We start from the raw sequence: 18,550 nt of genomic DNA, 5'->3' as shown, positions 1-18,550 counted from the left end.
GCGATCTCCTAGATGTCGTCGTCGTCGGACAGCTCCGACGGATCGACCAGAATGTCGTCCTCGACCACGTCCGAAACAAGCGCTGCCTCGTCGGCCGCCGCCTCGGCGTCGCCGCGCAGCCGCACATCGACGACCTTGGCGCCGGGAAACGAGGCGAGGATCGCCGCGACTTCCGGGTCGGATTCGGCGTCGAGCAGCAGCGTGTTGCGGCGCGCGGTCGCGACCTCGTCGAGGGTCGGCTTCGCCTCGCCGTTGGAAATGGTCACCACCCAGCGGCGCCCGGTCCAGTCGTGCAGCTTGCGGGTGAGATCGGTGATCAGCGTGCGCGGCGCCTCCGGCGTCAGCGCGACCTCGAGCCGTCCCGGCACCAGCTTCACCAGCCGCAGATAGCGCCGGATCGACACGGTCATCAGCGAATCGCGCTTGGATTCGGAGAGCGCGACGAGCTGTTCCAGCGTGGCGATCTCGACCTCCGGCCGGGCCTCTTCGACCGCCGGACGGATCTGCGGCCGCGAGCTCTGCCCGCCGCCCATGCGAGCACTCATCATCCCGGAGGATCGCTGGCCGCCCGCCGGTGCGGTGGAGCCTTGTGCCGACGGGGCGGCGATGGCCTGCGTCGGCGCAGGAGCCGAACCGCCGGAGTCGGACGCTCCCACACCGTTGCCGCCGCCATGCCCGTGCCCGGTCGCGCCGTTGCCGCCGGCCGGTGTCGGGGCCGGGGCCGGCAGATTGCCGAGCTCGCCGCTGCGGATCAGCCGCACCAGATCGTCGGGCGACGGCAGGTCGGCGGCATGGGCAATGCGGATCAGCGCCATTTCGGCGGCCTGTCGCGGCGCATTGGCGTTGCGCGTTTCCTCCAGCGCCTTCAGCAGCATCTGCCAGACCTGGCCGAGAGTGCGGATCGACAGGCTCTTGGAAAATTCCAGGCCGCGCTCGGCCTCCATCGGCGACAGCGCCGCGTCCTCTGCCGCATCGGGCACGAAGCGCAGGGTCGTAACGAGATGGGTGAAATCGGCAAGGTCGGCGAGAACCACCGCCGGATCGGCGCCGACGACATACTGGTCGCGCAGTTCCTTCAGCGCCGCCGCGGCGTCGCCCTTCATCAGATATTCGAAGAGATCGATGATCCGGACCCGGTCGGCGAGGCCCAGCATGTCGCGCACTGCCTGCGCGGTCACTGCGCCCGCCCCGTGGGCGATCGCCTGGTCGGTCAGGGACAGGGCGTCGCGCACAGAGCCCTCGGCGGCGCGGGCGATCAGCCGCAGCGCGTCCTCGTCGACCTCGACATGCTCGGCGGCCGCGATCTTCGTCAGATGCGCCATCAGCGTCGCCGATTCGACGCGCCGCAGGTCGAAGCGCTGGCAGCGCGACAGGACGGTGACCGGCACCTTGCGGATCTCGGTCGTCGCGAAGACGAACTTCACGTGCTCCGGCGGCTCCTCCAGCGTCTTCAGCAGGCCGTTGAAGGCCTGCGTCGACAGCATGTGGACCTCGTCGATGATGTAGACCTTGTAGCGCGCCGAAACCGGGCGGTAGCGCACCTGCGCGATGATCTCGCGCACGTCGTCGATGCCGGTATGGGAGGCCGCGTCCATCTCGACCACGTCGACATGCCGGCCTTCCATGATCGCCTGGCAGTGGATGCCCGGCTCGCCCATGTGGATCGTCGGCTGGTCGATCTCGTCGGTCTGGTAGTTCAGCGCCCGCGCCAGGATGCGGGCCGTGGTGGTCTTGCCGACACCGCGCACGCCGGTCAGCATCCAGGCCTGGGCGATGCGGCCGGTCTCGAAGGCGTTGGTCAGGGTGCGGACCATCGGCTCCTGGCCGATCAGATCGTCGAAGGAGCGCGGGCGATACTTGCGCGCCAGCACCCGATAGGGCGCGGCGTCGCCGGCCTCGGATGAAATCGCAGTGCCGCTTTCGATATCGCTCATCGCGCCCTGGGTCCGGAAATTCGCGTCGCGGGATGGCGGTCGCCTGCCACCTGTCGGCCGGCGCGGCGGCCCCGTGACCGATGCCGCGCTCGCGTCCGGTTCTGAAGCGAATGGGCGGGGGACGCAAGTCCTGCGTGGCCGATGGACACCCGTCGTGATTTCGCCTTGCATGGCGCCGATAGGCCAAGGGAAGATCGCGCAGGACGCGGCGGGTTCAGTCACGAACGGTCGCGCAAACGGAGCGGAACGATGGCACTGACGCAGTATCAGGAGCGGCGCAGGCTGGCGCTGTTCGTCCTGTTGATCGGCGCCTTCCTGGCGCTGCTCTTCGTCGGCTCGGCCTGGACCGAAGACGTCCACGAGACCATCGAGGTCGCCGGCCTCGCCCTCATCGTCGTCGGCATCGCCGGCCGGATCTGGTGCACGCTCTATATCGGCGGCCGCAAGGCTTCGGAAATCGTCGCCAGCGGGCCGTATTCGATCTCGCGCAATCCGCTCTACGTCTTTTCCAGCATCGCGGCGGGGGGCGCCGGCGCGGCCACCGGCAGCCTGCTGCTCGGCGCGATCTTCATGCTCGGCTGCGCCGTGGCCTTCCGGGTCGTGATCCTGCGCGAGGAGCGCTATCTGCGCGACGCCTTCGGGGCCGATTTCGACAGCTACGTCGCCCGCGTCCCGCGCTTCCTGCCCAATCCGGCGCTTTACCAGGACATCCGCTGCGTCACCGTCGACACAAGGCTGGTCTATCGCACGCTCACGGACGGGCTGGTGTTCTTCCTCGCCCTGCCGTTCTTCGAGACGGTCGAGCTCCTGCAGGGCAGCGGCTATCTGCCGGTGCTGCTGCGCCTCTACTGAGAAACGCAACGCGTCACGGGCGCGGCCTGAAGGCGGCACGCTCGCGCGCGGTCATGTCCTGATAAAGGGGAATGGGTGGGAGGCTGGCACGATGACCCGTGCCGGAGCTCGTTGGGGCTGCTTCCTTCCGGACCTGACCCGGTTGGCGAGTGGCGCGTCCACCACCAACCTCCCGCGCTCCATATCTGCGATCGCTGCCCTAATTGCAACCCGGGCACCCCAGATCGAGGACAGGAATTGATGCCAGCCTTCCAACTCGACCCCTGTCTTGTCAGGGACACAACGTCGATCAGCCGGCTCGGCCTCTGCGACCTGCGCCTGATGAATGACAGCCGCTGGCCGTGGCTCATCCTCGTGCCGCAGCGCAATGCCATTACCGAGTTTCACGAGCTGACGCCGCTCGACCAGACCATGCTGACCTTCGAGATGGGCCTAGTCTCCAAGGCCCTGCAGACGGCGGTGAAGGCCGACAAGATGAATATCGGCGCCCTCGGCAATATCGTGCCGATGTTCCACCTGCATGTGGTGGCACGGCGCAAGGGCGATCCCAACTGGCCGGGCCCGATTTGGGGACATGGCACCCCGGTGCCGTATGATGCCGCCGAGGCAGCGCGATTCGCCGACGAGATGCGGCGCGCCATCCTGCCGGCCTGACCCTGCGGACAAGCGAGAGGACGACCCTTGAAGGATAACAACCAGCGCGCCGCGATCGCCGATCTGGCGGAGGTGAGCGCCCGCACCGGCTTTGCCGGCAACACGCTGTGGCGCGACGGCGAACGGCGCAGCGACGACAGTCTCGCCGAGGCGCTGGGCCATGAAGGGGCACGGATCTTCCTGGCGACGCCGGGTGGCCGATGGCTGTACCGCACCGGTGGTCCGGCCCTCGATGTCGGCTTCGCCCGCGCCGACGCCGAGACGCTCGGAGCGGATTTTGCCACCTGCATCCTCCTCGGCTTCGAGCCGGACGGCCGCCCGGTGCTGGCAGCCAGCGCCCCGACGGTGACGCTGCCGGCCGAAGGGCTGGAGGACAACGATCTGCGCTCGCTCGCCATGCGGGCGAGTTTCGACCCCGACACCGAGGGCCAGCTCGGCCAGGCCGCCCATCTTCTCGGCTGGCATGCGCGCAACGGTTTCTGCGCCCGCTGCGGCGGGGAGACCCGGTCCGAAGCGGCCGGCTATCGCCGCCGCTGCACGCGCTGCGACGACGTGGTCTTCCCGCGCACCGATCCGGTGACGATCATGCTCGTCCATGACGGCAACGGCCGCTGCGTGCTGGGGCGGCAGCCGCATTTCCCGGAGAATTTCTGGTCCTGCCCCGCGGGCTTCGTGGAGGCCGGCGAGACGGTCGAGGCGGCGGTACGCCGCGAGACGCTGGAGGAATCGGGGCTGGCCGTCGCCTCCGTGCGCTATCTGGCGTCGCAGCCCTGGCCGTTCCCCGGCAGCCTGATGATCGGCTGCATCGCACGGGCCAGCACCTTCGAGATCGATTTCGACAGCGACGAACTGGAAGCCTGCCGCTGGTTCGACCGTGCGGAAGTGCAGGCGATGCTGGCCGAGGCCCATCCGGAGGGCCTCGCCCTGCCCCGCCGCTTCGCCATCGCCCATCATCTGATCAAGGCGTTCGCCGACGGCGAGGTCTGACGCGGCGCGGCCGGCCCTGGCGGGCTATTCGCCGGCCGGGCGGTCCGTGCCGGCGTTCAGCCGATCGGGCGCCGCCTCGTAGACACCGAGGATCGTCACCTTGCGGGTGAAGAAGGCCAGTTCCTCCAGCGCCAGCCGCACCGAATCGTCGTTCGGATGGCCTTCGACATCGGCATAGAACTGCGTGGCGATGAACTGGCCGCCGAGCTGGTAGCTCTCCAGCTTGGTCATGTTGACGCCATTGGTCGCGAACCCGCCCATCGCCTTGTAAAGCGCCGCCGGCAGGTTGCGCACCTCGAAGACGAAGGTGGTGACCGTGTTGCGACCGACCGGGGCCCACAAATCCGTCGGCTGGGCGCCGGGCCGCGACAGGACGACGAAGCGTGTGACGTTATTGGCCGAATCCTCGACGTCGCGCTCGATGATGTCGAGCCCGTAATGCGAGGCCGCCAGCTCCGGGGCGAGTGCCGCGCGGCTGCGGTCGCCGGCCTGCGAGACCTCCCGCGCAGCGCCCGCCGTGTCGCCGGCCACGACCGGCTTCCAGCCGTTGCCGCGGATGTAGCGGCGGCACTGGCCAAGCGCGTGGATGTGGCTCTGCACGGTGCGGATCTCGTCGCGGGCGACGCCCGGCAGCACCATCAGCTGGAAATGGATCGGCATGAAATATTCGCCGACGATCTGCAGGCCGGAATCGGGCATCAGATGGTGGATGTCGGCCACCCGGCCGGCCAGCGTGTTCTCGATCGGGATCATCGCCAGCGCCGCCTCGCCGGACCGCACCGCATCGAAGGCGTCGTCGAAGGACGGGCACGGCATCGGCTCGTGATCGGGCCGCACCGCCTGGCAGGCCATGTCGGAATTGGCACCGGGCTCGCCCTGGAAGGCGATCTTGGGTCGGATGTCGCTCATGGCTCGACCCCGTACATGATTCGCGCCCGTTCCAGGTCGGCGGGACCGTCGACGCCCAGCGGTACGGTGTCGATGATCTCGGCGTCGATGCGCATGCCGTCTTCCAGCGCCCGCAGTTGCTCCAGCTTCTCGCGATTCTCCAGCGTCGAGGGGCCGAGCGTCACGAAACGTTCAAGGCTCGCCCGCCGATAAGCGTAGAGGCCGACATGGTGGAACAGCGGCCCTTCGCCCCAGGGGGCCGTGGCGCGGGTGAAGTAGAGCGCCCGCAATCGCGACGGGCCGTTGGGCGAGCCGACGATCTTCACCACGTTGGGATTGGTCTTCTCCTCGGCGTCGGTGATCGCGACGCCGAGCGTCGCGATGTCGCAGCGCGGATCCTCGAAGGGGGCCAGCACCTGGCGGATCGCCTCGGGCTCGATGGTCGGCAGATCGCCCTGCACATTGACGATGGTCTCGACCGCCCCGTCGGGGTCAAGCCCCTGCAGCGCCTCGAAGATCCGGTCCGAGCCCGACTGGTGCTCGACCGAGGTCATCACCGCCTCGTAGCCCGCCGAGACCACCGCATCGAGGATCTCTTGCGAATCCGTGGCGATCACGACGCGGCCGATATCGGCCGCCGTGGCGCGCTCGGCGACGCGCACGATCATCGGCCGTCCGGCGATGTCGGCAAGGGCCTTCTGGGGCAGGCGCGTGGAGGCCAGCCGTGCGGGAATGAGAACGAGGATCGACATGAGCGTGCGAGGAACCGGAAATTGAAGCCGCAAAACGCTTGTCTGTAGCGGCGCGGGATGACAAAAGGCGCGGTGGAACCGCCTCTTACAGATATTGCCTTGAAACCGCAAAAGACCTAGGTTCCGCGCGTTTTTGTCAGACAGAAAGCGGCGGCGCCTGGTGCCCCTGCTTGCAGAGGGAGCCCTCCCGCCCATGAATTCGTTCGAGGCCAACAAGATCTTCGGAGCCGTGCTCGGGACCATCTTCGTCCTGTTCGGCGGCAGTCTGCTGGCGGAAGCGCTGTTCCATGCCGAAGCGCCGGAGCAGCCGGGCTACGTGATCGTGGCCGCCGAGCCGGGTGAAGGCGGCGATGCCGCGCCCGCCGCCGCGGAAGATCCGCCGGTCGCCGCGCTGCTGCAGACCGCCGACGTCGAGGCCGGCGCCTCGCAGTTCAAGAAGTGCGCCGCCTGCCACAGCATCGAGAAGGGCGGCCCGAACAAGGTCGGCCCGCATCTGTGGGACGCCGTCATGCGGCCGATCGCGTCGGTCCCCGACTTCGGCTACTCGACCGCCATGCAGGAATTTTCCGAGGGCGGCGAGGTCAAGTGGGACTATGAGCACCTCTACGGCTTCCTGAAGAACCCCAAGGGCTACATCCCCGGCACCGCCATGGGCTTCGCCGGCCTGAAGAAGCCGGAAGACCGCGCAAACCTGATCGCCTACATGCGCGAGCAGGCCGACAGCCCGGCGCCCCTGCCGGAAGCCCCGGCCGAGGCACCGGCTGAAGAGGCCGCTGCCGAAGAGACGACCGACGCCGCCACGACGACGCAGGGCGATCCGGCCGCAGGCGGCGAATCCGCGGCCCAGGCCGGCGGCACGGCCGATGCCGAGCCGGCACCCCAGCCGGGCGCCGAACAGGCTCCGACCATGAGCGAGGAAGAGCGCCCGACGCCGCCTGCCGCCGACGCGCCGCAGGATGCCGGCGCAGCGCAGGCCGAGGACCAGCAGGGCGCCGGAACCGGCACCGAGGCGGCTCCGGGCGCCGAGGAGAACGTTCCGGGCGAAGAGAACGCCGCGGACGAGGAAGCCGCAGCAGCACCGGCCGAAGGTGCGGCTGGCGAGACCCAGGTCGCCGCGGCCGAGCCGGCCGCCGTGTCCGGCGACCCGGAAGCCGGCAAGAAGGTCTTCCGCAAGTGCCAGGCCTGCCACGCCGTCGGCGAAGGCGCGAAGAACAAGGTCGGCCCCGAGCTGAACGGCATCGTCGGCGAGGCCATCGCCGCGGTCGAGGGCTACAGCTTCTCGCCGGCGCTGGTCGCCTATGCCGAGGAGCACCCGACCTGGAACGTCGAGGATCTGTCCGCTTGGCTGGCCGATCCGCGCGGTCTGGTGAAGGGCACCAAGATGGTCTTCCCCGGCCTGAAGAAGCCCGAGGATGTCGCCAACGTCATCGCCTATCTCGCCACCTTCGACGAGAACGGCGCGACCACCGGCAACTGAGCCGGCACGGCACCGACATCGAGAAACATCTGCAAAGCCCCGGCCCCTCGCCGGGGCTTTGTTCGTTTCGGCCTGCCGTTTGTCCCGTCAGCCGCTGGCCGAAGCCCTGTCCGGCCTCGATTACGCTTTCGTCACGTGACTTTACCCGCTCCCCTTCCCTAGATTGGGTCAAGACCCGATCGCGGGACCATCGCCCGCTCATTGCATGGAGGCCGCCCTTGTCGTTGCCGAACCGTCTCGTCCGTCTTGCCGTCGCGAGCAGCCTCGCCTTCGGCGTCATCGGCGCTCCGGCCCTTGCGCAGGACAATGCGACCAGCCAGCCGGACCAGCAGGTGGAAACCGGAACGGCAGAGGCCGAGAACGCGGCGGCCGCCGCCCCGAAGGCCGAGGGCGCCGGGGAATGGCATGAATCCTCATCGCTGATCGAGGGGTCGAAATATCCAGACGATTTCGCCCATTACGACTACGTCAATCCCGATGCGCCCAAGGGCGGCACGCTGAACCAGATCGCCATCGGCTCCTTCGACAGCTTCAACCCCTTCATCGTGCGTGGCACGCCGGCGGCGGGCCTTGCCACCTTCGGCGGCGGCCTCCTCTACGACACGCTGATGGACCAGTCGCCGGACGAGCCGGGCACGGCCCATGCGCTGATCGCCGAAGCCGTCCGCTACCCGGCGGACTTCTCCTCGGTGACCTACCGCCTCAACCCGGAGGCGCGCTGGCACGACGGCGAGCCGGTGACAGTCGAGGACGTGATCTGGAGCTTCGAGACGCTGACCGATCTGCACCCGCAATGGTCGGCCTATTACAAGAACATCGTGTCAGCAGAGAAGTCCGGCGACGGCGAGGTGACCTTCACCTTCGACCAGACCGGCAACCGCGAACTGCCCAACATCGTCGGCGACCTGACCATCCTGCCGAAGCACTGGTGGGAGGGCACCGACGCCAGCGGCAACAAGCGCGACATCACCCAGCCCACCTCCGAGGTGCCGCTGGGCTCCGGCCCCTACCGCATCAAGTCCTACGACATCGGCCAGTCCATTACCTGGGAGCGCGTCGCCGACTATTGGGGCATCGACAACCCGACCCGGGTCGGCCGCTACAATTACGGCGAGATCCGCTACGTCTATCTGCGCGACACCAACGCCGCCTGGGAAGCGTTCAAGAAGGGCGGCCTCGACGACTGGCGGCTGGAGAACATGTCGCGGCGCTGGGCCGAGGGCTACGACTTCCCCGCCGTGAAGGACGGCCGCGTCATCCGCAAGACCATCGACAGCGGCCAGGTCCAGTCGATGCAGGCCTATGTACTGAACAACCGGCTGGAGAAGTTCCAGGACCGGCGGGTGCGCAAGGCGCTGACGCTGGCCTACAATTTCGAGGAGATGAACCGCACGCTGTTCTTCGGCCTCTACGAGCGCATGCACTCCTATTTCGAGAACAGCGAACTGGCCGCCAAGGGGCTGCCGGACGAGCGCGAGCTCGCCTATCTGGAGCCGCTGCGCGGCCAGATCCCCGACGAGGTCTTCACCGAGGAGTTCGCGCTGCCGGCCTATAACGATCCCGGCGCGGCCCGAAACTATCTGCGCGAGGCGCTCGGCCTCCTGAAGGAAGCCGGCTACGAGCTGCGCGGCACGACGCTCGTGAACGCGCAGACCGGCGAGCCCTTCACCATCGAGTTCCTCGGCAACGATCCGATGGACAACCGCACCCTCGAGCCCTTCGCCCGCCAGCTCCAGCGTCTCGGCATCCAGACCGAGGTGCGGATCGTCGACACCAACCAGTATATCGAGCGCATGAACGGCTTCGAGTTCGAGGTGGTCGGGCTGCGCTATCCGGGCCAGTCGCTCTCCCCCGGCAACGAGCAGCGCGACTTCTGGAGCACCACCGCCGCCGACGCCCCGGGCAGCCGCAACTATTCCGGCATCAAGAACCCGGCGATCGACCAGCTCATCGACGACATCGTCTATGCGCCGGACCGCGAGAGCCTCGTCGCCGCCACGCGGGCCCTCGATCGCGTGCTGCTGTGGGAGTATTACGTCGTCCCGCAATGGTACAAGTCGGAAGACTGGCTGGCCTATTGGGACAAGCTGCAGATGCCGGAAAAAGGCCCGGCCTATAACGGCATCGATCCCTTCTCCTGGTGGACGAAGTCTGCCGAGGCCGAGAAGGCTGCAGCGAACTGATGGCGACGGCGCTCGGTCATTTCACCCGCCGCCATTTCGGTCAGATGATCCTGGGTGCCGGCATGGCGGCGATCCTGCCGGGGCGGCCCTTCGCACAGGTGGCGACGGATCAGCCGCTGCACGGCCTGTCGGCCTTCGGCGAACTGAAATATCCGCCGGATTTCGACCATTTCGACTATGCGACGCCCGACGCGCCGGCAGGCGGCCAGATGAACCTGGCCGTCGCCTACTGGGCGCTCAACCAGTCGCCCATGACCTTCGACACGCTGAACAGCTTCGTCCTGCAGGGCAACGCCCCGCCGCGCATCGAGAAGCTCTACGATTCCCTCGTCGTCGCCGCGATGGACGAGCCCGACGCGATCTATTGCGCCCTCGCCGAAACCGTCACCCTCTCGGCCGACCGCAACAGCTTCACCTTCCAGCTGCGGCCGCAGGCGCGGTTCTCCACCGGCGATCCGGTGACAGCCGACGACGTGGTCTTCTCCTACGAGACCTTGAAGGAGTTCGGCCATCCGAGCCTGCAGGTGGCGCTCCGCAACGTCGCCGAGGCCGTGGCCGAGGACGCGGCCACCGTCCGCATCACCTTCTCCGGTGCCCAGAGCTACCAGGATGCCCTCGACGCCCTCGGCATGCCGATCCTGCCGCGCGCCTTCTTTGCCGACCGGGACTTCGCCACCGTCAGTACCGAGGCGATCCCCGGCAGCGGCGCCTATGCCATCGGGCGCTACGAGTTCGGCCGCTACATCGAATATATCAAGCGCCCTGATTATTGGGCGAAAGACCTGAATTTTGCCCGCGGCCTCGGCCATTTTGACACGCTGCGGATCGATTTCTTTCGCGATCGCCAGCCGGCGCTGGAAGCCTTCAAGAAGGGATTGATCACCTTTCGTGAGGAATTCACCACCAAGGACTGGGCGACCGAATACGACTTCCCGGCAGTCCAGCGCGGCGAGGTGATCAAGCGGGAATTTGCCGCCGAGAAGCGTCCCCGCTTCCAGTGCTGGGCGCTCAACCAGCGGCGCGAACGTTTCGCCGATGCGCGGGTCCGGCGCGCGATCAACATGTGCTTCGACTTCGAATGGACCAACGCCAACCTCCTGTTCGGCCAGCGCGTCCATTCCGATTCGCCGTTTCAGGGTTCCGAATTCGTCGCCACCGGCAAGCCGTCCGAAGCCGAGCTTGCTCTGCTGGAACCTCTGCGCGGTACCGTCCCCGAAGAGGTGTTCGGCGAGGTCTGGGTGCAGCCGGTCAGTGACGGCTCGGGCCGCGACCGCCGGCTGCTGCGCGAGGCCTCGCAACTCTTCGCCGAGGCCGGCTGGCGCCGCGATGGCAACCGTCTGGTCAACGCCGCCGGCGAGCCGTTCCGGCTGGAATATCTGACCTATGGCCAGGAGCAGAAGCGGGTCTACGCCAAATTCGTCGACACGCTGCGCACCCTGGGCGTCGACGCCACCATGCGGCTCGTCGATCCCGCCCAGTATCAGGAGCGGATCAACCGCTACGATTTCGACATGGTGTTGGCCGCCTTCAGCCTTGGCGCCACGCCGACGCGCGAGGGCCTGTCGCTGTTCTTCGGCAGCGACGCGGTCGACCGTCCGGGCGCCTACAATTATCCCGGCATGGCCAGCGAGGCCGTCGACACGCTGATCGGCCACGCCGCCCGCGCAACCAGCCGTGCGGAACTGGTGACGGCGCTCCTCGCCCTCGACCGGGTGTTGCGCTGGCGGCTCGACTGGCTGCCCAACATCACGGCCGACGGCCATCGCGCCGCCTTCTGGGATATTTTCGGCTTTCGCGAGGACAAGCCGGACTATTCGTGGCCCGTCGAGACTCTATGGTGGTACGAAGCGGAGAAGGCCAAGGCGCTGGGCCGCGGCTGATCCGCGGCCGGGCACCACGCTGAAAACGGGACGGGTCGCGGCCGCGCTTTTGCGATCGCGCCACGCCCGCGTTATCACCGCAATCGGCCGGTAATGCCGGCTGCCGGTTCGCCGGCGCAATCTGCATCTCGGAGACGATCACCCGCCCATGGGCTCCTATATCCTCCGCCGCATCCTGCTGATGATCCCGACGCTCGTCGGCATCATGGCCATCTCGTTCCTGGTGATCCAGTTCGCGCCGGGCGGGCCGATCGAACAGGTCATCGCCAGCCTGCAGGGCGAAGCCGGCGGCGCCATGGACCGGGTGTCCGGTGGCGGCGGCGATTTCGGCTCGGGCTCGAGCGGCGGCAGCGACAATTCCGGCTATCGCGGCGCGCAGGGGCTCGACCCGGCCTTCATCGAGCGGCTCGAAAAGCAGTTCGGCTTCGACAAGCCGCCGCTGGAGCGCTTCGGCATGATGCTGTGGAATTATGTCCGCTTCGATTTCGGCGACAGCTATTTCCGCTCGGTCTCCGTCTGGGACCTGATCCTCGAAAAGATGCCGGTGTCGATCTCGCTCGGCCTGTGGATCACGCTCCTGTCCTATCTGATCTCGATCCCGCTCGGCATCCGCAAGGCGCTGACCGACGGCTCGCGCTTCGACGTGTGGACCTCCGGCGTCGTCATCGTCGCCTATGCGATCCCCGGCTTCCTCTTCGCCATCATTCTCATCGTGCTGTTTGCCGGCGGGTCCTTCTATGACTGGTTCCCGCTGCGCGGCCTGCTGTCGGACGGGGTGCGCGGCGACTGGTGCGCGGTCTGGTCGCCGGCCGGCGATCTCGGCCGCTGCGTGACGCAGACCATCCCGGACTATTTCTGGCACCTGACGCTGCCGCTGATCGCCCTGTCGCTGTCGGCCTTCGCCACGACGACGCTCCTGACCAAGAACTCCTTCCTCGACGAGATCCGCAAGCAATACGTCACGACGGCCCGCGCCAAGGGGCTGTCGGAGCGGCGGGTGCTCTACGGCCACGTCTTCCGCAACGCCATGCTGATCATCGTCGCCGGCTTCCCCGGCGCCTTCATCTCCGCCTTCTTCGCTGGCTCGCTGCTGATCGAGACGATCTTCTCGCTCGACGGGCTCGGCCTGCTCGGCTTCGAATCCATCTACCAGCGGGACTATCCGGTCGTGTTCGGCACCCTCTACATCTTCTCCCTGCTCGGCCTCGTGACGACCCTTCTCTCCGACCTCACCTATACCTGGATCGATCCGCGGATCGATTTCGAGAAGCGGGAGGTGTGACGATGGACGACGCACAGAAGGACCGCCTCGCCGCCGAAAAACGCGATTCGGCACTGCCCGACGAGCGCGCCGCCGACATTGCGCGCGAGCAGACCGCCGGCATCGCCCAGATGGCGCCGGAATCGGAGACGACGAAGCGGCCGCGCCTGTCGCCCCTGAACCGCCGCCGCTGGCAGAACTTCACCGCCAACCGGCGGGGCTTCTGGTCGCTGTGGATCTTCCTGGTCCTGTTCGTGATTACCGGGCTGGCCGAACTCGTCGCCAACGACCGGCCGCTGCTGGTCGAGTACAAGGGCGAGTTCTACTACCCCATCGTCGTCGACTATCCCGAGGAGGTCTTCGGCGGCTTCCTGCCGGTGACGAACTATCGCGACCCCTTCGTGCAGGACGAGATCGACGCCAATGGCTGGGCGATCTGGCCGCCGATCCGCTATTCCTACCAGACCGTCAACAACGCCATTCCGACGCCGGCGCCCTCCGCCCCCTCCTGGACCTTCACCAAGGAGGAGCGTTGCCAGCGCTATCCGCTCGGCGCCGAGGACCCGAACTGCACCTTCGGCAACATGAACTGGCTGGGCACCGACGACCAGGCCCGCGACGTCGCCGCGCGGCTGATCTACGGCTTCCGCATCTCGGTGATGTTCGGCCTGATCCTGACGGCGGCCTCGGCGGTGATCGGCGTTGCCGCCGGCGCGGTGCAGGGCTATTTCGGCGGCTGGCTCGATCTCCTGTTCCAGCGCTTCATCGAGATCTGGTCGTCGATCCCGGTCCTCTACCTGCTGCTGATCATCGCCGCGATCCTGCCTCCCGGCTTCTGGGTGCTGCTCGGCATCATGCTGCTGTTCTCCTGGGTCGCCTTCGTCGGCGTGGTGCGGGCCGAGTTCCTGCGCGCCCGCAACTTCGAATATGTCAACGCGGCCCGCGCCCTCGGCGTCGGCGACTGGACGATCATGACCCGCCACCTCCTGCCGAACGCGATGGTGGCGACGCTGACCTTCCTGCCCTTCATCCTGAACGGCTCGATCACCACCCTCACCTCGCTCGACTTCCTCGGTTTCGGGCTGCCGCCCGGCTCGCCGTCGCTCGGCGAACTGCTGGCCCAGGGCAAGAACAATCTGCAGGCGCCCTGGCTGGGCTTCTCGGGCTTCTTCGTGATCTCGCTGATGCTGTCGCTGCTGGTCTTCGTCGGCGAGGCGGTGCGCGACGCCTTCGACCCCCGCAAGAGCTTCGGGTGATGCGGGGATCGCAGGGTGCATGGCGTTCCGCCGGTGGAGGCCGCCGGGGCGGCTCCAGCCGCCGGCCGGGGCCTCGCGCATGAGCGATCATTCCCATCATCACCACGGCAGCCACGACCATGCGCACGGCTTTGCCGGCCATGCCGGGGGCGCCAACGAGACGCGGATCGCCATCGCGGCGGTGGCGACCGGCGCCTTCATGGTCGCCGAGGTGATCGGCGGTCTCGTCTCCGGCTCGCTCGCGCTCCTTGCCGATGCCGGGCACATGCTGACCGACTTCGCCGCCCTGGCACTCGGCTGGTTCGCCTTCCGGCTGGCCCGCAAGCCCAGCGATGCGCGCCGCACCTTCGGCTATGACCGCTTCCAGGTACTGGTCGCCTTCGTCAACGGCCTCGCCCTGTTCCTGATCGCCGCATTCATCATCTACGAGGCGTGGTACCGGCTGCAGGCGCCGAGCCCGATCCTCGGCGGCACCATGATGGCGGTCGCGGTCGCCGGCCTCGCGGTCAATATCGGCGTCTTCCTCGTCCTGCACGGCGCCGACCGCGACAATCTCAACATCCGTGGCACGGTGCTGCATGTTCTCGGCGACCTTCTCGGCTCGGTCGCCGCGATCCTCGCCGCGATCGTCATCCTGTGGACCGGATGGACGCCGATCGACCCGATCCTGTCGGTGCTGGTTTCGGTGATCATCCTCGTTTCGGCCTGGCGGCTGGTGCGCGACGCCGGCCATGTGCTGCTCGAAGGCGCGCCCGGCGACGTCGACATCGCTGAGATCGCGCCGCATCTGGTTGCCGCGGTGCCCGGCCTGCGCGAGGTCCATCACGTCCACGCCTGGTCGATCACGCCGGAACGCACGATGGCCACTTTACACGCCTGCATCGCGGAAGAGGCCGACGGCACCGCCGTCGTGCGCACGATCAAGGCCGAACTGCGCCAGCGCTTCGCCATCCACCATGCGACTGTCGAGATCGAGCGCGGCATCTGCGCCGACGACGGCCGCGACCATCATGGCGAAGCACCGGCCGCCGCCCCATGTCACATGCCCGCCCGAGGGGCGGCCGCCACGTCCCCGCGATGACGCCGGAACAAGGATTTCAACGCTTGAGCCCGACCGCCAAAATCGCCCAGCCCCCCGCACCGCAGGACACGCTGCTGTCCGTCGAGAATCTGTCGGTCGCCTTCACCCAGGGCGGCAAGACGCAGCTCGCCGTCGACAACGTCTCCTTCTCCATCGGCCGGGGCGAAACCGTCGCGCTGGTCGGTGAATCCGGCTCCGGCAAGTCGGTCTCAGCGCTGTCGATCCTGAAGCTGCTGCCCTATCCGGCGGCCAGCCATCCCGGCGAGGGCCGGGTGATGTTCGACGGACAGAACCTGATCGACGACGACGAGCGCGACCTGCGCAAGGTCCGCGGCAACCGCATCTCGATGATCTTCCAGGAGCCGATGTCGTCGCTCAATCCGCTGCACACGATCGAGCGGCAGATCGGCGAGGTCCTGAAGCTGCATCGCGGCATGCGCGACAAGCAGGCGCAGGAGCGCACGCTGGAGCTGATGCGGCAGGTCGGCATCCGCGATCCGGAGAAGCGGCTCGACGCCTATCCGCACCAGCTTTCCGGCGGCCAGCGCCAGCGCGTGATGATCGCCATGGCGCTCGCCAACGAGCCGGACTTGCTGATCGCCGACGAGCCCACCACCGCCCTCGACGTGACGGTGCAGGCGCAGATCCTCGAACTTCTGAAGGTCATGCAGACCCGCCAGAACATGGGGATGCTGTTCATCACCCACGATCTCGGCATCGTGCGCGCCATCGCCGACCGGGTCTGCGTGATGTACCGGGGCAAGATCGTCGAGGAAGGCCCCACCAAGCGCATCTTCGAGGCGCCCGAGCACCATTACACCAGGCATCTCCTCGCCGCCGAGCCCAAGGGCCAGCCGCCGGCGGCCAACGCCAATTCCCCGGCGGTCGTCGAAGCGAAAGACGTGAAGGTCTGGTTCCCGATCAAGACCGGCTTCTTCCGGCGCACCACCGACCATGTGAAGGCCGTGGACGGCATCGACCTCACCGTGCGCGCCGGCCAGACCGTCGGCGTCGTCGGCGAATCCGGCTCCGGCAAGACCACGCTGGGCCTGGCGCTCACCCGGATGATCGGCTCGACCGGCGAGATCCGCTTCGACGGCGAACGCATCGACGAACGCTCCTTCAAGGCGATGAAGCCGTTGCGCGAGCGCATGCAGATCGTCTTCCAGGACCCGTTCGGCTCGCTCTCGCCGCGCATGCCCATCGCCGACATCGTCGCCGAGGGGCTGGAGATCCATGAGCGCAAACTGTCGGCCAGCGAGCGCGACGCCCGCGTCGTCACCGCGCTGAACGAGGTCGGCATCGACCCGGCCACCCGCTTCCGCTTCCCGCACGAATTTTCCGGCGGCCAGCGCCAGCGCGTGGCGATCGCACGGGCCATGGTCCTCAATCCGCGCTTCGTCATGCTCGACGAGCCGACCTCGGCCCTCGACATGAGCGTGCAGGCCCAGGTGGTCGACCTGCTGCGCGATCTCCAGAAGAAGCACAATCTGGCCTATCTGTTCATCAGCCACGATCTGCGCGTCGTACGGGCGCTGGCCAACGAGGTCATCGTCATGCGCAATGGCCGCGTGGTGGAGCGGGGACCGTCCGACGAGATCTTCGACAACCCGAAGACCGATTACACCAAGGCGCTGATGGCGGCCGCCTTCGACATCAAGGCCGCACCGACGGGAATTGTATCGCAATGAGTACAGGTCACTACCGCGACAGGCTCGACGACCAGCCGATCGAGACGGAACTCGTCAGCGACGAGCTGCTGCATGGCGGCTTCCGCGACTTCAAGGTGGCGACCCTGCGCCATGCCCGTCTCGATGGCGAAGGGATGGTTGGCCCGGTGCGGCGCGAATATCTACACACCGGCTCGGTGGTCGTCGTCATCCCCTACGACCCGGTGCTGGATTCCATCGTCGTCATCCGCCAGTTCCGCCTGGCCGCCGCGCTGAAGACCGAATGCGGCGCGGCGCTCGAACTGCCGGCCGGTATGGTCGATGTGGGCGAAAGCATCGAGGCCGCCGCCCGGCGTGAGCTGACCGAGGAGACCGGCCTCGTCCCGCAGGCCGTCGAGGACTGCTTCCGGATGCTGGCCGCGCCCGGCCTCACCGACGAGCACGCGACGATCTTCCTGGCACTGGTCGACGCGTCGAACCTTGCGACCTCGGCCGGCAATGCCGAGGAGGACGAGGACATCCGGCCAATCCTCGCCAGGGTCGACGATCTCGTTGCCGCCGTCGACGACCGGCGGGTCGAGAACGGCTATCTCATCGCCTGTGCCCACTGGTTCGCGCGGCTCGGCCGCTCGCGGGCCCAGGCGCTGCTCGGAACGCTCGACGGCCCGGAGGACTGATCCATGACCATTCTCCTCTCCGTCACCGGCTTCGACCCGAAGCGCTGGCGCGCCGCGCTGGAAGCCGCCGATAGCGGGCGCGACATCGTTCTGGAGCCGGCCCATTCGACTGACCCCGCCATCGAATATGCCGTGGTGTGGAAGCAGCCGCCGGGTCTTCTGGAAGGCCTGCCGAACCTCAAGGCGATCTTCTCGCTCGGTGCGGGCGTCGATCACATCTTCGCCGACAAGGCCCTGCCCGACGTGCCGGTGGTCCGCATCGTCGCCGACGATCTCACCGCGCGGATGAGCGAATATGTCGTCTGGCGGGTGCTCGATCATTTCCGCCGCGGGCGCGCCTATCGCACCCAGCAGGCCCAGACGATCTGGCACGAGCGCCTGCAGCCGGCCGCAAGAGAGATCACCGTCGGCATCATGGGCTTCGGTGAACTGGGCCGCGACGCGGCCGGCAAGCTGCAGGCCCTCGGCTTCAACATCGCCGGCTGGAGCCGCACCGCCAAATCGGCCGAAGGCGTCGAGACCTTCGCCGGCGAGGACGGGCTGGATGGCTTCCTGGCGGTCTCGGACATCCTCGTCGTGCTGCTGCCGCTGACCGCCGAAACCCGCGGCATTATCGACGCCGGGTTCCTGTCGCGCCTGAAGCGCCGCACGCCGCTCGGCGGTCCGGCGCTGATCAATGCCGGGCGCGGCGGCCTGCAGAACGAGGCCGCGATCCTCGATGCGCTGGAGCAGGACACACTGATGGAAGCCTCGCTCGACGTCTTCAATGTCGAGCCGCTGCCGGCCGATCATCCGCTCTGGCGCCATCCGCGGGTCTTCGTCACGCCCCATGCGGCGGCGGTTTCCGACCCGGATGCGCTGGCCCCCGCCGTCATGCGCCAGATCGCGGCCCATGAGCGCGGCGAGCCGCTGCGCGGCGTCGTCGACCGCACCGCCGGCTACTGACCGGCAGCCGGGCGCAAACAGAAACGCCGGGCAAGGGAAAGCCCCTGCCCGGC

Annotated in this window: 15 protein-coding genes and 1 other RNA gene; 12 read left to right on the top strand and 4 right to left on the bottom strand. The window is 67.7% G+C overall.

Annotated features, from left to right (window positions below; all coding sequences use genetic code 11):
• Positions 1 to 8 precede the first annotated feature (8 nt).
• Positions 9 to 1,907, bottom strand: a complete 1,899-nt coding sequence (locus N7I30_RS09420) for a DNA polymerase III subunit gamma/tau (RefSeq protein ID WP_498638487.1) — start codon at positions 1,905 to 1,907, stop codon at positions 9 to 11.
• A 276-nt stretch (positions 1,908 to 2,183) separates the two neighbouring features.
• On the opposite strand from N7I30_RS09420, the gene N7I30_RS09415 reads away from it, so the two are divergent.
• Positions 2,184 to 2,786: a methyltransferase family protein gene (locus N7I30_RS09415; RefSeq protein WP_498638353.1), complete on the top strand. Its 603-nt coding sequence runs from the start codon at positions 2,184 to 2,186 to the stop codon at positions 2,784 to 2,786.
• 75 nt (positions 2,787 to 2,861) lie between these two features.
• Here N7I30_RS09415 and ffs read toward each other — a convergent pair.
• Positions 2,862 to 2,959: signal recognition particle sRNA small type (gene ffs / locus N7I30_RS09410), an RNA gene on the bottom strand.
• Between the two features lie 67 nt (positions 2,960 to 3,026).
• On the opposite strand from ffs, the gene N7I30_RS09405 reads away from it, so the two are divergent.
• Both N7I30_RS09405 and nudC read left to right on the top strand, forming a co-directional pair.
• Complete coding sequence (locus N7I30_RS09405; RefSeq protein ID WP_498638351.1) at positions 3,027 to 3,440, top strand: HIT domain-containing protein; 414 nt, start codon at positions 3,027 to 3,029, stop codon at positions 3,438 to 3,440.
• A gap of 27 nt (positions 3,441 to 3,467) precedes the next feature.
• Positions 3,468 to 4,427, top strand: coding sequence for an NAD(+) diphosphatase (nudC, locus tag N7I30_RS09400; RefSeq protein WP_498638350.1), 960 nt, complete (start codon positions 3,468 to 3,470; stop codon positions 4,425 to 4,427).
• 24 nt (positions 4,428 to 4,451) lie between these two features.
• Here nudC and N7I30_RS09395 read toward each other — a convergent pair whose 3' ends face one another.
• Both N7I30_RS09395 and N7I30_RS09390 read right to left on the bottom strand, forming a co-directional pair.
• A complete protein-coding gene (locus tag N7I30_RS09395) occupies positions 4,452 to 5,336 on the bottom strand; it encodes a prephenate dehydratase (RefSeq protein WP_009208110.1) in 885 nt (294 codons plus the stop codon).
• Entirely contained in the window at positions 5,333 to 6,067 is a 735-nt protein-coding gene (locus N7I30_RS09390) for a 3-deoxy-manno-octulosonate cytidylyltransferase (protein WP_187391927.1), read from the bottom strand. The genes N7I30_RS09395 and N7I30_RS09390 overlap by 4 nt, the downstream gene beginning before the upstream one ends.
• Positions 6,068 to 6,260: 193 nt before the next feature.
• Between N7I30_RS09390 and N7I30_RS09385 the strand changes: the two genes are divergently transcribed.
• From N7I30_RS09385 to N7I30_RS09345, 9 genes are all read left to right on the top strand, one after another.
• Entirely contained in the window at positions 6,261 to 7,544 is a 1,284-nt protein-coding gene (locus tag N7I30_RS09385; RefSeq protein WP_498638348.1) for a c-type cytochrome, read from the top strand.
• A gap of 332 nt (positions 7,545 to 7,876) precedes the next feature.
• The gene (locus N7I30_RS09380) at positions 7,877 to 9,727 is read left to right on the top strand and encodes an extracellular solute-binding protein (RefSeq protein WP_498638485.1); all 1,851 of its coding nucleotides are present in this window, start codon (positions 7,877 to 7,879) and stop codon (positions 9,725 to 9,727) included.
• Positions 9,727 to 11,607: an extracellular solute-binding protein gene (locus N7I30_RS09375; protein ID WP_498638346.1), complete on the top strand. Its 1,881-nt coding sequence runs from the start codon at positions 9,727 to 9,729 to the stop codon at positions 11,605 to 11,607. Before N7I30_RS09380 ends, N7I30_RS09375 begins: the two co-directional genes overlap by 1 nt.
• A gap of 148 nt (positions 11,608 to 11,755) precedes the next feature.
• Entirely contained in the window at positions 11,756 to 12,889 is a 1,134-nt protein-coding gene (locus N7I30_RS09370) for a microcin C ABC transporter permease YejB (RefSeq protein ID WP_024351614.1), read from the top strand.
• A gap of 110 nt (positions 12,890 to 12,999) precedes the next feature.
• Entirely contained in the window at positions 13,000 to 14,124 is a 1,125-nt protein-coding gene (locus N7I30_RS09365) for an ABC transporter permease (RefSeq protein WP_188077088.1), read from the top strand.
• A gap of 79 nt (positions 14,125 to 14,203) precedes the next feature.
• Complete coding sequence (locus tag N7I30_RS09360) at positions 14,204 to 15,205, top strand: cation diffusion facilitator family transporter (RefSeq protein WP_498638344.1); 1,002 nt, start codon at positions 14,204 to 14,206, stop codon at positions 15,203 to 15,205.
• A gap of 23 nt (positions 15,206 to 15,228) precedes the next feature.
• Positions 15,229 to 16,896, top strand: a complete 1,668-nt coding sequence (locus N7I30_RS09355) for an ABC transporter ATP-binding protein (protein ID WP_491373879.1) — start codon at positions 15,229 to 15,231, stop codon at positions 16,894 to 16,896.
• Entirely contained in the window at positions 16,893 to 17,552 is a 660-nt protein-coding gene (locus tag N7I30_RS09350; RefSeq protein ID WP_498638343.1) for an NUDIX domain-containing protein, read from the top strand. The genes N7I30_RS09355 and N7I30_RS09350 overlap by 4 nt, the downstream gene beginning before the upstream one ends.
• Positions 17,553 to 17,555: 3 nt before the next feature.
• Entirely contained in the window at positions 17,556 to 18,497 is a 942-nt protein-coding gene (locus N7I30_RS09345; protein ID WP_498638341.1) for a 2-hydroxyacid dehydrogenase, read from the top strand.
• The last annotated feature ends 53 nt before the right edge of the window (positions 18,498 to 18,550 follow it).

Origin of the sequence: Aurantimonas litoralis, assembly GCF_026153195.1 — a bacterium.
Lineage (GTDB): Bacteria > Pseudomonadota > Alphaproteobacteria > Rhizobiales > Rhizobiaceae > Aurantimonas > Aurantimonas coralicida.
This window is presented reverse-complemented; position numbering and strand designations above follow the sequence as displayed.